Raw genomic sequence first — 12,996 nt, 5'->3', positions numbered from 1 at the left:
AATTTTAAGAGATTACCCCACTTCCAAATAATTCAGCACCCTTATACCAAGCAACGAACTGGCCTTCGGTAATGGCGGATTGTGGGTTGTCAAATATAACATAAAGTCCGGAAAATGTGCGGTGCAATGTTGCTTTTTCTAATGGCTGCCTATATCTAATTCGTGCATTTACCTCCATTTTTCCGTCTTCGTCCAGCGTTAAATCTTCACGAATCCAATGTATCTCTTCTTTTTTTACGAAAAGACCGCGGCGGTAAAGACCGGGATGGTCCTTGCCTTGGCCGGTGTAAATTATGTTTTCATCCACATTAGTGTCAATCACAAAAAGTGGTTCCTTTGTTCCGCCCACAGCCAGGCCTTTGCGTTGGCCTTTTGTGTAATAATGCGCGCCGTGGTGAGTGCCCACTTGTTTACCATCGGTTTGTGAATATTCATATTTTGTAGAAAGATATCTGAGTTCATCTTCTTCGGAAATGAAATTTGGGGCCTGCAATTTATATTGCGGGAAACTTGTCGGAACTTCAACAATTGCACCGGTTTTGGGTGCCAATTTCTGTTGAAGAAACTCCGGCAGCCGCACTTTTCCGATAAAGCATAAACCCTGGGAATCGCGTTTTTCGGCCGTGATTAGATTCTGTTCTGAAGCTATTTGCCTAACTTCAGATTTCAACATTTCGCCTATAGGAAAAAGGGTTTTCGAAAGCTGTTCCTGCGAAAGTTGGCACAGAAAATAAGATTGGTCCTTGTTTGGATCCTTGCCCGCGAGCAATTGATAAATTTGCTTGCCATTCCTCTCAATTGTTCCTTTTCTGCAATAGTGCCCCGTTGCCACAAAATCGGCACCCAAGTTTAGGGCAATTTTCATAAAAACATCAAATTTTATTTCTCTGTTGCAGAGAACATCGGGGTTTGGTGTGCGGCCCATTTGATATTCGCGGAACATATAATCCACAATTCGCGCCTTATATTCTTCGCTTAAATCTACTGTTTGAAAGGGAATGCCGAGTTTTTCGGCTACAAGCATTGCATCATTGCTATCTTCCAACCACGGACATTCATCAGAAATAGTTACGGAATCATCATGCCAGTTTTTCATAAATAGTCCAACCACATCATAGCCCTGTTTTTGTAAAAGATAGGCTGCAACGCTGGAATCCACTCCTCCGCTAAGTCCGACAACTACTCGTTTTTTCATAATATTGTAAGAAAGTGCAAAGATAGGGGTTAGAAAGGGCAAAAACCAAATGCCAAATTTCAGGAATCAATCTACAAGTTTGGCGATCTGATTTATTTATTGCCAAATTTTTCACGAGAAATTTCTATTCCGCAGACTTTTTCGGATATGTTTCTTCTAGAACCACATTCCCGTTTTTGAAATATTTCCACAAGCCATGTTTTTTGCCGTCTTTATAAAAACCTTCTATAACCACATTGCCATAGGCATCATAATAAAATGCAGGACCCTGTAATTGGTCTTCTTTATAAATAAGTTTTTTCAGCAAAACCCCTTCCGGAGAGTAATAATTGTCCACTCCTTCCCGAATTCCATTTTTATAAGTTGTTTCTTCAGTAATTTTCCCGTTGGGATAGTAGGTTATTTTTTTTCCGTCCAATTTGCCGTTCGAATAATTTTCGCGCGTCATTATGTTTTTAGACTTTTCGTGATAATAGAGCCATTCACCAATACGGTCTTTATCCTTCATTTTTCCTTCACTTACAAGTTTTCCCTTAATGGTGAAATATTTTACCTCGGCAATCTTGTCATTACCTATAAAATTTTTGACCACCATCGGTTGGTTCTTGCAATCTTCACAATAAAATTTGAATTCGCCCACTTCCGCTCCATGGTCAAATGTTCCCTCGTAGCGCAGTTGGTCAGTACCTTCAAAGGTTTTTTTCCAAATGCCGTGCCGCTTGCCCTGAGCGTCAAATTGGTTTATTTCACTTTGGGAAAAAACTGAAAAGGTGCTGCAAAAAATTCCGCAGAGAAAAAGAAAAGCAATTTTTTTCATTTTTTCATTTAATATCTTAAACAGCAAACGCAGAAAGTGATATTCTATTTTCGGGTTTTTTTTGTTACTGAAAATACTAGCGCTTTCCGGCTCTTTTTTGCTGCTCTGCCTGCTCCATCATTTCTGCCATTTTGCGCTGGAACTTATTCTGTTTCTTTGGTTGCGCTTTTTTCACCTGAATTTTGGCGTGAATTTTTTCTTCGTCAATAATGAAATTCTTTATTACGAGCATAATTCCGATTGTAATCAAATTTGAAACAAAATAATAAAGTGAGAGTCCACTCGCATAGTTGTTGAAGAAAACCAACATAAACAATGGCGAAAGATACATTAGGAATTTCATGTTTGGCATTCCCGGCTGTTGCTGTTGTTGCATATTTGCGCCCATAGTCATCATCATATAAACAAAAATTGCGATGGATGCAAGAATGGGGAATAAACTCACGTGGTCTCCATAAAATGGAATGTGGAACGGCAATTCTGCAATGGTATCGTAACTTGAAAGATCGTCTGCCCAAAGAAAACTTTTCTGCCGCAAATCGAACGCGGAAGGGAAGAAAGTAAAGAGGGCGTAAAAAACAGGAATTTGCAGCAAAGCTGGCAAACACCCTTTCAGCGGACTTGCGCCGGCGGAGGTTTGCAATTTCATTGTTTCCTGTTGTATTTTCAGTTTGTTGTCCTTGTACTTTTCGCGTATTTCATCCATCTCCGGTTTCAACACCTTCATTTTTGCCTGCGCTAAATACTGTTTGTACTGTACCGGGGAAAGCAAAAGTTTGATAAGAATGGTTAAAACAATGATGGCGATACCCGCCGGTAAAAAATCCGTTAAGAAACTGAAAACTGGAATTATGATGTATTTATTTATAACCCCGAATATTCCCCATCCAAGTGGCATGGCTTCGTCTAGATTACGGTCGTACTTTTTAAAAATCTGATAATCGGATGGCCCGTAATACATATTCATATTATATGCCAGCGCACCATTTTTTGGTTCCAATAGTATTTTGGCACTGTATTGTTTTGTAAAAGTGGTATCCACTTCTTCATCAATCACTAAATCTATCGAGGAAAGTTTCACTTCTTTAAAAGGCGTGTCCGTGAGCAACATGGAACTGAAGAAATGCTGGCGAAAGTTCATCCACGTTACGTCCTTTTCCAATTCGTCATCCTCACCCGTGGGGGAGAGTTTTGAATGTTTTTCGTCATCATATTCATATGTTAAGCGTGAATATCTATTTTCATATGAAATACTTTTTGCGTGGCGATAACCCTTTAGTTGCCAATCCAGATACATGGGTTGCGAGGTATTGATAATCCCGTCCAACCCTTGGCTGTTGATGCTAAAATCCATCATATATTCGCCTGGGTGCAACGTGTATCTGTATTCAATAAACCCATTTTCAGAAGTTTTCAGCTTCATGGAAAGCACTTTGTCTTCTCCATTTTTGCTCAATGTGGGTTCGAAATAAAGTTCTTGGGTATTTAAAGTTCTGTTTTCAGAATTGAATTGCAGGTTCAATGAAGCCGTTCCATCCTTGATTAAGTATACGGGAACGGAATCATATTTGGTGAAATTTTTAAGGAGCGCTTCTGTAATGTATCCGCCTTTGTTGCTTATTTCCAAATACAGCACATCATTTTCCAGTACCGTCGTGGCGCTCGTTGCTGAAGGCAGTGTTCCTGAATATGCGAAGGAACCTAGTTTGTTTTTTAACTGTTCAAAAGCCAGGGAATCTCTCAATTTTTCACCATTTAAGGTGTCGGTCGTGGCTTGGGCTAAAGTAACGTCGGTTTGGTTTTTGTTGGCGTTTGCTTCCTGATTGGCGGCTGCTTCTGTTTTTGCTTTTTCAGCTTGAAGTTCTTCCTCGGTGGGTTTGTTGAGGTACAGCATCCAAATAAGGATTCCCCCAATTAATAAAAAGCCAATTAGTGAGTTAAAATCGAATTTTTTTTGTTCCATATTTTGTCGTGGACCTGCTCCGCGATCGTTTTAAAATATTCCGAAATTATTTCGGAATGATAGTTAATTTTTAGGTGGCAGGGCAATAATCCCGCCTTTTTTGGTATTGCGTCAAATTGTCCTATTTAATTTATAGTGGAATGTTCATGCACAGCTTTTACAAACGCCACGAAAAGGGGATGCGGATTTGCGACCGTGCTTTTGTATTCCGGATGGTATTGAACCCCCACAAACCACGGGTGATCGGGAATTTCAATTATTTCCACTAAGCCAGTATTAGGGTTTACGCCGGTGGATTGTAGACCGGCTTCTTCAAACTGCTCCCGATATTTGTTATTGTATTCATAACGGTGACGGTGGCGTTCCTCAATAGTTTCGGTTTTGTATATTTTGCTTGCTTTGCTTCCTTTTTTCAAATCACATTTCCAGGAACCTAAACGCATTGTGCCGCCCATATCGGTTATGTTTTTTTGGTCCTCCATAATACTTATAACAGGATTTTTTGTCTGGGAATCCATTTCGGTGCTATTGGCATCTTTCAGTTTTAGCACATTTCGGGCGAATTCAATAACCGCCATCTGCATTCCCAAACAGATTCCAAGGAAGGGCAGTTTGTTAACGCGCGCGTATTTTACGGCTGCAACTTTTCCTTCAATGCCTCTTTCTCCAAAACCTGGAGCCACTAAAATACCGTCAAGTTTTGATAATTTTTTACCTATGGTTTTTGCATTTATGTGTTCCGAATGAATAAACTCTAATTTTACCTTCACTTCATTTTCCGCACCGGCGTGAATGAAGGACTCAAGAATGGATTTGTAGCTATCCTGTAGTTCAACATATTTTCCAATAAGCCCGATTTTAACCTCGCCCTTCGGATTTTTATGCCTTTGCAGAAACTTATTCCACTGTTTTAAATCTGGTTTTTTGGAATTTTTTAAGTTTAATTTTTCCAATGTTACGGTATCCAAACCTTCATCCAACATCATATTGGGAACGTCATAAATAGTGGAGGCATCAATGGATTGGATTACCGCATCCTCCTTAACATTGCAAAAAAGTGCCAGCTTTCTTCGTAAATCATTGGAAAGTTCATGCTCTGTTCTGCAGACTAAAATATCTGCCCGAATTCCGCTTTCCATTAATGTTTTTACCGAGTGCTGTGTGGGTTTTGTTTTCAATTCGCCGGCGGCGGAAAGATAGGGGACTAGCGTTAAATGGATAACGAGGGCACTGTCATCGCCCATTTCCCATTTCATTTGGCGTACCGCTTCAATATAAGGAAGCGATTCAATATCGCCCACGGTACCACCAATTTCTGTGATTATAATATCGTATTCGCCAGTATTGCCGAGCAATTGAACCCTCTCTTTTATTTCGTTGGTAATGTGGGGAATTACCTGTACAGTCTTTCCCAGAAATTCGCCGCGGCGTTCCTTTTCAATTACACTTTGGTAAATGCGGCCAGTGGTAACATTATTTGCTTGAGAAGTATTTACGTTTAAAAAACGTTCGTAATGGCCCAAATCGAGATCGGTTTCGGCGCCATCATCGGTTACATAACATTCCCCGTGTTCATAAGGATTGAGTGTTCCGGGATCAACATTTATATAAGGGTCCAGTTTTTGGATGGTAACACGATATCCTCTGGCCTGTAATAACTTAGCCAATGATGCCGCTATAATTCCCTTTCCTAAAGATGATGAAACCCCGCCCGTAACGAAGATGTATTTTGTAGTGCCCATGTGTGCCTTTGCTGAAATAACTATACGGGATGCAAAGGTACATTTTTATTGTGGAAAGGAAGAAAGGATAAACGTTATTTGTTAACAGTTGAATTCTATTAAAACGAAAATCAGTGGGAGTACTTTTTTCCAATTAACAATGTATTGGTGCCATTTACTTTTGAATATGCCTGCAATTTAAAATTTATTCCAAAATGACTAAGAAGCATTTCCAAAACTTGGGAATTAGGATCAAGATTTACACCGACATTAAAAATCAAAACCCCTACGTTATCTAAAATTTTTGAAACATTTTGACAAAATTCTTTTTCATAAAATTTTGTGGGTACAGTTAGATCGATGAAAATATCGATGATGATGAGCTGGAACGTGTCACTACAACCTTCAACATATTTTGAAGCGTCTTGCTGAACTATTTTTAAGTTACTCGCTTCTTCAATATTGAATTCACTTTTTGCGAGTTTGATTATTTCAGGATCAATTTCTACTGCAAGAATGTGTTTAGAGAATCCCATCTTTCTTAAGGAATGAATCACGCTTCCGCCGCCCATACCGAGAATTAGGACATTTTCTAATTGTTGCATATCTACTTTTGATATTCCGAATTCCAAAATTTTTTGAAGGGATCCATAGGAATAATTCGCATTTGTGGAATCCAACACTTTCTTTCCATTGTTATAGGTTACTTCCAAAATGCCATTGATTTCCGAGGAAAAACGTTTTGTAATGGGCCAAAAGTAGCTTAGGAGTTTCCGCATTTAATGATTGTTAAATCAATAATTCCATAAATTTAGGTAGACAAAGGCCTCTGCGAGTTACTTTTTTATAAGTTTTTGAACCAAACCTTCCAATCCGTTCAATTTCAGTTCATACATTTCCTGCATCATCCGGCCCAATTTTCCTTCGGGAAATCCTTTTTGTTTGAACCATACAAAATAATATTCGGGAATATTTGCCAAATAATACCCTTCATATTTTCCGAAAGGCATTTTATAATTTGCCAATTCCACCAAATGATTGGGGTCTGGGTTATTTCCAAGATTCATAATAGGCCAGTTGCTGTGCTATAAATTTTTGCCATGAAGCTTCTTTCTCTATATTCCTGGAATGATCGGATTCTGTATCGAATTTATTCTGCATTGCGCGACGTTTCTGTTCCACTTGCTGATAGATACTTTCTATTTCGGATTTTACTCTTTTGGAAAATTTTTTTCCATCCAAATTTTTCCGAAGCATTCGTGCGTGCAACTCTGTTATATCAAAATGGGCTTGTTCGTGTTTTAGAATATGCGGTGTTACTCGCTCCGGGACGTACCACGAATTTTCAGGAGTGAAAAAACTTTCAACGGAATATTTTACGTCTATCTTTTCATTTTTAATGGAATAGGAATATCTAAAGCTAATGCCAGAACTGGTTACCGCAGCAAAATTGCCGCTACGTATGGGTTTTCCGCGGAAATCTTCCCAACTAAGTTGTATGTTTTCGTTCCAGACAATTTTTTCTGAATTGATTTGCGGGCTGCCGATAAGTATAAAAAGAAGGGCCAATAATATTTTCATATTTATTGCGAATCAAAAACAATACCTTTTTTTTCGGCTTAAAATGAATGGCTGAAAACGTTGTGAAAAAAAACACTATCCCCAATAAAACACAATTTTCTTTTCAATATCCGGATGGAGACTGTAAAGAACAGGGCAGGTGCGGCCGGTATTTTCCAGAATTTTTCTGGCCTTGTTATCAATTCCTTCGGGAAAATTTAGAGTTATTTCAATCTTAGATATACGTCGGGGGTCCGCTGCCATTGTTTTGGTTACGTTTGCAGTAGTGCCGTCCATGGTTACTTTCATTTCGCGGGCCTTTATTCCCATCACGGTGAGCATGCAATTGGCAAGACCGGTGGCCACAGTGTCGGTTGGTGAGAAAGCTTCACCTTTGCCGTTATTGTCCAAGGGGGCGTCAGTTATAAACTTATTGCCGGACTGAAGGTGCTCATTTTCGGTTCGAAGGTTGCCTAGGTAGGTTACTTTTGCGGTGCTCATTCTACTTCTTCAAATTTAAGTTCTTTATTATATTTTAAAATGTAGGCCGCTTCATTACAGTAACCAGTAGTGTTCGACTTTTCATATCGGAATTTGTTCTCAATATAAACAGTTTCGCTTTCTGGCAATATCGCATCGTAAATATTCTTTTCCGAAGCTAAACGCAACAACACATCATAGGTAACATCAAATCCGCGAATTGCATATCTGTTGGGTAAAATTCCGTATTTGTTTTTATAGCTTATTAAAAATGGCGCACGCTCATCTTCAGCAATATTTCTGTTTACGGATGGAAAGGTAAAGTTCAATTTTGCCAGTCTGGTGCTGGACACCTCGTGCCATTCGTATGCCTCATTTTTGTTTAAGGTAAACAGTCGAACTCTGAAACTGTTGGACATGTTTGATAGCACATTTATTGCACTGCTTATTAAAACAGGGTTTTGCGATTCCAATACTATCCAGTTTTCCATGCCTTCCGTAGCCACAGATGTTACGTCGCTGGCCTGCACATATCCGCTGCCTCTTGGCGAAACGGTTTTCGCGGAAGGAATGGCAGTTTGGATCATTTCGCGTTGTTTGGCTCTTTTTGAATCTGCAATTATTATAATATTTTTTCCCGCACTGTTTTCTTTTAAATAGCGTATCATCGTTTTTTGAAGTACGGCATCGGTGGGAATGGATTGAAAAAGATTTTCGTTCATTGCCATTTCCCGATTGCTCAACGGGGAAAAAACCGGGATCTTTTCATTCTTTAACAGCTCGGAAGCTTTTTCTACATTTTTTTGAAGAAGAGGACCAATTACAGCATCAACATTTTTGAAATCACTTTTAGACACTATTGATGCCACTTTGCTTTCACTATTTTCGGTATCGAAAACATTCAAGGTTACGGAAATTCCCTTATCCTTTGCAAATTCGGCTGCCATTAATGCGCCACTGTAAAAATCCAGTGCCACGCGAAGGGTGGGGTCCCTTTTCAGCATATCCTCGTCATTGCTAGTACTGTCGTTCGCGCTGCGCATCAAGCGGAACGGGAGCAGTAGCGCCACGTTTTTCATTCTTTTGTTTTCAATGCTATTTTCAAGGTTGACTGTTGAAATGTCCTCTCGAGAAATTGAAGTTTCCTCTTTCGGTAATTTTAAAATCATTCCTTCTTTCAAACCATCTTTCGCATACGGATTCAAAGCAATAATTTCTTCCTCGGAAAGACCGAATTTTGCCTTCAGCCGAAAAAAACCTTCTTTTGGTTTCACTTCATAATACTGATAATTCTCGTTGTCGATTTCGGCGTTTTCAATTACTGTTTTATCGGGAACAATAAGCGTTGCGCCAACTTTCAGTTCATCCAAATCTGGATTTAAATCATCCAATTCTGCAATAGAAATTCCAAATTTTCTTGCAATCCCAAACTTGGTTTCCTTTGCCTTTACCGTATATTTTTGGGTGCCGGGAATTGTGTTGCCGTTATTGTTTGAAGTAGTATTGGTACTGGCGGGAATAAGCAGTCGCTCGCCTTTTCTCAAACCGCGGGAATATAATTCCTTATTAAGCTTTTTTATGTCTTCAACGCTCACATTGTATTGTTGCGCAATACCGTAGAGGGTTTCTTTCTTTTTTACTTTATGGTCGCGGTAATTATTGGTGTTTGTTCCCGATGTTATTACGCTATTTGAGGGAACAATGAGCACGCTGTTTACCTTCAACCCATTCTTTGCATCGGGATTTAGGTTGTAAATAGTTTCTTCGGAAATACCGTATTGATTGGCAATGCTATATACCGTTTCGCCCTGTTGCACTGAATGGCTTTTGTATTGTTGCTGGGCGGCCGAGCCACAACTAATCATAAAAAGGAAGGTAACTGAAACGTATATTAAACACTTCAACATAGGGATAATTAATTTTTTAAGTTTGTTGAACATAATCTCAAGTTTTTATTCCCATTCGATTGTTGCGGGAGGTTTAGAGCTAATGTCATAGACTACTCTATTAACGCCTTTCACGCGGTTTATTATATGGTTGCTCACTTCCTGCAGAAATTCATAGGGAAGGTTTACCCAATCCGCTGTCATTCCATCGGTAGATTCAACCGCGCGCAAGGCCACTACCTTTTCATAGGTTCTTTCATCGCCCATAACGCCAACGCTGTTTACTGGAAGAAGGATTGCTCCTGCTTGCCACACTTTATCGTAAAGGTCCCACTTTTTCAATCCATTGATGAAGATAGCGTCCACCTCTTGTAATATACGAACTTTCTCAGAAGTAATATCGCCAAGAATCCTGATTGCTAAACCCGGTCCGGGGAAGGGGTGTCTGCCCAGCAATTCAGGGTCTATGCCCATTTCTTTCCCAACGCGGCGCACTTCATCCTTAAAAAGCATACGCAATGGCTCCACGATTTTAAGTTTCATAAAGTCAGGAAGCCCGCCCACATTGTGGTGACTTTTTATGGTAACGGAAGGTCCGTTTACCGAAACGCTTTCAATCACGTCGGGATAGATTGTTCCTTGTGCCAGCCAATCTACGCCCGTTAGCTGATGAGCCTCATCATCAAAAACCTCAATAAATGCATTGCCGATAGCTTTGCGCTTTCGTTCGGGATCGATTTCATTTCTCAAGGCTTCCAAAAAGCGCTCGGAAGCATCAACCCCTTTTACGTTGAGACCCATGTCTTTATATTGATGCAGGACACTTTCAAATTCATTTTTACGGAGCAAACCGTTGTTCACGAAAATGCAGTATAGGTTTTTGCCAATGGCTTTATTGAGAAGAACGGCCGCCACGGTGGAATCTACCCCGCCGCTTAAACCGAGAACTACTTTGCCATCACCAATTTGTTCTTTTAAAATTTCAACAGTAGTTTCCACAAATGCTGCCGGGGTCCACGTTTGGGGTACTTGGGCAATGTTTACGAGAAAATTCTCAAGCAATTGCTTTCCGTGGGTAGTGTGGTACACTTCTGGGTGAAACTGGATTGCGTAAGTTTCTTCGCCCTCAATTCTATAGGCCGCGTTCACAACATCTGCCGTGCTTGCAAGCCTAATTCCCTTTTCGGGTAGTTGGGCAATGGTGTCGCTATGGCTCATCCATACGTGGGTGTTTTCTGGAATATCCTTGAAAAAATCCTCCTCAGCTTTTATCATGGAAAGTTTTGCGCGACCGTATTCGCGGATGTTGGACGGCTCCACACTGCCACCGTTAAAATGCGCCAAATATTGTGCGCCGTAACAAACCGCCAAAAGTGGCTTGTGGCCGCGTATTTTGGAAAGATCGGGGTGTGGCGCATCTTCCGCCCGAACGGAGAATGGGCTGCCCGAAAGTATTACGGCCTTAAAGGGATCAAGGCTTTCCGGAATGTGATGGTAAGGGTGGATTTCGCAGTAAATGTTCAGTTCCCGCACGCGTCTCGCGATAAGTTGGGTGTACTGCGAACCAAAATCTAAAATGAGGACGTTGTTTTGCATAGGCAAAAATACTTTAAATATATAAGGTGGTTAAATGGTTGTATGGAATTTTTTAGTGGGTTTTCAACACAAGAATTATAATTCCAAAACAGTGAAATTATAATCGAGTGGGTTAAGTTTTTCTTTCAGCAAATCCAGCATTCCGTCGCCATACTCCAAATAGAATTCTGAGAAATTAAGATGGCGTTCCTGCAAACTTTGGTTGGGGAACAATTGGTTTTGAAGAGTTTTTATACGATCCAATTCTTCGGCATACTTTCTTTTTTGGGCCTTCAGCAAACGTTTTTCAAGATTGTCCAAGCCGTTCAACTGTTTTTTTTCCTGCGCGCCCACGGCTCCCAAAAATGAGGCGTCGGTCTGTTTTGCTAATTCATATAAATCCTTGAATTGCTTTTTCAGAAATTCTTTTTGTTTGGAAAAATCTATTTCAATTTTTGAAATATTCTGGGTGTGTTTTGTTATCAGTTCGTGCTGCGGAAGAAATAAATCTTCTATGGAAATTTTTAGTTTTTCCATTTTTTCGGAAAGCATTTTCGGAACCAATAGCGCTGAATTCCGAAGCAACAGAATAGGGAAGGGCACTTCAAGTTTATTGAAATAATCCTTCAATTGAAACCAATAGGCCAACTCGCCACCCCCGCCAATGTAGCAGAGATTTGGCAAAATCACTTCCTGGTACAGCGGGCGCAATAGGGCATTGGGCGAAAACCGTTGCGGATTTTCGTGCAGTTCCTTTAGTATTTCTTCTTTTGAAAAAGAGAGGTCGGTGTCATTTATATAAAATTTGCCGTCTTGCTCAATAATGCGCTCGCGAAGATTTTCATTTAAATAGAAAAGATTTATTTCGCGCGGGTGCACTTGTTCCGAAAAACCCAAATCGGTCAATTTTTGTGTAGTTTCCGAAACCTTTTTATAGCTGAGGTTTTCGGTCAATTCCTTTTCCGCATAAGGAATAAAACAGCGTTTTAATTCGGCATCGTTGCCGTCAATAATTACTAAGCCGCGACGGTAAAACAGCGTGTTTGCCAAAAATCTCGTGGCATCGGCAAGATTGTTATGTTTCGTATATGCATCGGCAAAAAGGGAAACCAACTTTTTGGCGTTTTCACTTTCGCCGAATTGCTTTTTTAATTGCTCCTTAACTTCCTTTAAACCTTCCGTGGAAAGCTCGCCCACTGCGCCTGCGGCATTTCTGTTCCACTCCACTTTTTTTCCGAAGAGATTGAAATAATTTATTTCATCAAAATCGTGGTCTTCCGTGGCCATCCAATACACGGGTACAAAATGGCTTGTGGGGTAGGCTTTGTTCAATTGCTCGGCAAGGTTTAGAGCCGAAAATATTTTATAAAGAAAATAAAGCGGACCGGTAAAAAGATTGAGCTGATGGCCCGTTGTAACCGTAAAGGTATTGGGCTCGCGCAGTAAATCTATATTGCTTAAAGTGGATTGTGAAATGGAATTGTCGCCATATTGAAACATAATTCGTTTAGACAACAAATGTCTTTTTTCATCCGAAAAACTTCTTTGCTTTTCCTGAATTTGGTGCTTAAAATTTTCCAGGTTAGGAAAGCGATTGTAAAAAGGCTTTAGGCTTTCATCTTCAGCGAGATAATCACAGATAAGCTTGGAAAAGTACCCTGTATTTTGGTACGGAATGGAATGGGTTGGCATAGGTTCTTCGGAAAAAAATTCAAACAAAAATAACCGTTTTAAATGGGTCGCCGCTTTAAAGATACGTTAATATGGTTTTGTAATTAAAAAAATCCCAAAGCGTGATA

At 40.0% G+C, this 12,996-nt stretch carries 11 protein-coding genes; all 11 read right to left on the bottom strand.

Features of this window, described 5'->3' with window-relative positions:
• Positions 1-4 precede the first annotated feature (4 nt).
• Positions 5-1,195, bottom strand: a complete 1,191-nt coding sequence (gene mnmA / locus QRD02_RS11350) for a tRNA 2-thiouridine(34) synthase MnmA (protein ID WP_290255073.1) — start codon at positions 1,193-1,195, stop codon at positions 5-7.
• 124 nt (positions 1,196-1,319) lie between these two features.
• Positions 1,320-2,012, bottom strand: a complete 693-nt coding sequence (locus QRD02_RS11345; protein ID WP_290255072.1) for a toxin-antitoxin system YwqK family antitoxin — start codon at positions 2,010-2,012, stop codon at positions 1,320-1,322.
• Positions 2,013-2,088: 76 nt separating this feature from the next.
• Positions 2,089-3,975: a membrane protein insertase YidC gene (gene yidC, locus QRD02_RS11340; RefSeq protein WP_290255071.1), complete on the bottom strand. Its 1,887-nt coding sequence runs from the start codon at positions 3,973-3,975 to the stop codon at positions 2,089-2,091.
• 125 nt (positions 3,976-4,100) lie between these two features.
• Positions 4,101-5,717 (bottom strand): CTP synthase, encoded by a 1,617-nt coding sequence (pyrG, locus tag QRD02_RS11335; protein WP_290255070.1) that lies wholly within the window; start codon positions 5,715-5,717, stop codon positions 4,101-4,103.
• Positions 5,718-5,827: 110 nt separating this feature from the next.
• On the bottom strand, positions 5,828-6,475 hold the full coding sequence (locus tag QRD02_RS11330) for a spermidine synthase (protein ID WP_290255069.1): 648 nt from the start codon (positions 6,473-6,475) through the stop codon (positions 5,828-5,830).
• A gap of 57 nt (positions 6,476-6,532) precedes the next feature.
• Positions 6,533-6,763, bottom strand: a complete 231-nt coding sequence (locus QRD02_RS11325; RefSeq protein ID WP_290255068.1) for a DUF3820 family protein — start codon at positions 6,761-6,763, stop codon at positions 6,533-6,535.
• Positions 6,747-7,277: a DUF922 domain-containing protein gene (locus QRD02_RS11320; protein WP_290255067.1), complete on the bottom strand. Its 531-nt coding sequence runs from the start codon at positions 7,275-7,277 to the stop codon at positions 6,747-6,749. The genes QRD02_RS11325 and QRD02_RS11320 overlap by 17 nt, the downstream gene beginning before the upstream one ends.
• Positions 7,278-7,352: 75 nt before the next feature.
• Complete coding sequence (locus tag QRD02_RS11315) at positions 7,353-7,757, bottom strand: OsmC family protein (protein WP_290255066.1); 405 nt, start codon at positions 7,755-7,757, stop codon at positions 7,353-7,355.
• A complete protein-coding gene (locus tag QRD02_RS11310; protein WP_290255065.1) occupies positions 7,754-9,643 on the bottom strand; it encodes a LysM peptidoglycan-binding domain-containing protein in 1,890 nt (629 codons plus the stop codon). Before QRD02_RS11310 ends, QRD02_RS11315 begins: the two co-directional genes overlap by 4 nt.
• Positions 9,644-9,688: 45 nt before the next feature.
• The gene (gene guaA, locus QRD02_RS11305) at positions 9,689-11,218 is read right to left on the bottom strand and encodes a glutamine-hydrolyzing GMP synthase (protein ID WP_290255064.1); all 1,530 of its coding nucleotides are present in this window, start codon (positions 11,216-11,218) and stop codon (positions 9,689-9,691) included.
• 75 nt (positions 11,219-11,293) lie between these two features.
• Positions 11,294-12,889 carry a bacillithiol biosynthesis cysteine-adding enzyme BshC gene (gene bshC / locus QRD02_RS11300; RefSeq protein WP_290255086.1) on the bottom strand — a complete coding sequence of 532 codons (1,596 nt, stop codon included), beginning with the start codon at positions 12,887-12,889 and terminating at the stop codon, positions 11,294-11,296.
• Positions 12,890-12,996: the final 107 nt, after the last annotated feature.

Origin of the sequence: Aequorivita aurantiaca (assembly GCF_030410135.1) — a bacterium.
Taxonomy (GTDB): domain Bacteria; phylum Bacteroidota; class Bacteroidia; order Flavobacteriales; family Flavobacteriaceae; genus Aequorivita; species Aequorivita aurantiaca.
This window is presented reverse-complemented; position numbering and strand designations above follow the sequence as displayed.

Bases quoted from the DNA above. Each gene is read 5' to 3' on its own strand.
- mnmA (WP_290255073.1), bottom strand. From the start codon at position 1,195: ATGAAAAAACGAGTAGTTGTCGGACTTAGCGGAGGAGTGGATTCCAGC.
- QRD02_RS11345 (WP_290255072.1), bottom strand. From the start codon at position 2,012: ATGAAAAAAATTGCTTTTCTTTTTCTCTGCGGAATTTTTTGCAGCACC.
- yidC (WP_290255071.1), bottom strand. From the start codon at position 3,975: ATGGAACAAAAAAAATTCGATTTTAACTCACTAATTGGCTTTTTATTA.
- pyrG (WP_290255070.1), bottom strand. From the start codon at position 5,717: ATGGGCACTACAAAATACATCTTCGTTACGGGCGGGGTTTCATCATCT.
- QRD02_RS11330 (WP_290255069.1), bottom strand. From the start codon at position 6,475: ATGCGGAAACTCCTAAGCTACTTTTGGCCCATTACAAAACGTTTTTCC.
- QRD02_RS11325 (WP_290255068.1), bottom strand. From the start codon at position 6,763: ATGAATCTTGGAAATAACCCAGACCCCAATCATTTGGTGGAATTGGCA.
- QRD02_RS11320 (WP_290255067.1), bottom strand. From the start codon at position 7,277: ATGAAAATATTATTGGCCCTTCTTTTTATACTTATCGGCAGCCCGCAA.
- QRD02_RS11315 (WP_290255066.1), bottom strand. From the start codon at position 7,757: ATGAGCACCGCAAAAGTAACCTACCTAGGCAACCTTCGAACCGAAAAT.
- QRD02_RS11310 (WP_290255065.1), bottom strand. From the start codon at position 9,643: ATGTTGAAGTGTTTAATATACGTTTCAGTTACCTTCCTTTTTATGATT.
- guaA (WP_290255064.1), bottom strand. From the start codon at position 11,218: ATGCAAAACAACGTCCTCATTTTAGATTTTGGTTCGCAGTACACCCAA.
- bshC (WP_290255086.1), bottom strand. From the start codon at position 12,889: ATGCCAACCCATTCCATTCCGTACCAAAATACAGGGTACTTTTCCAAG.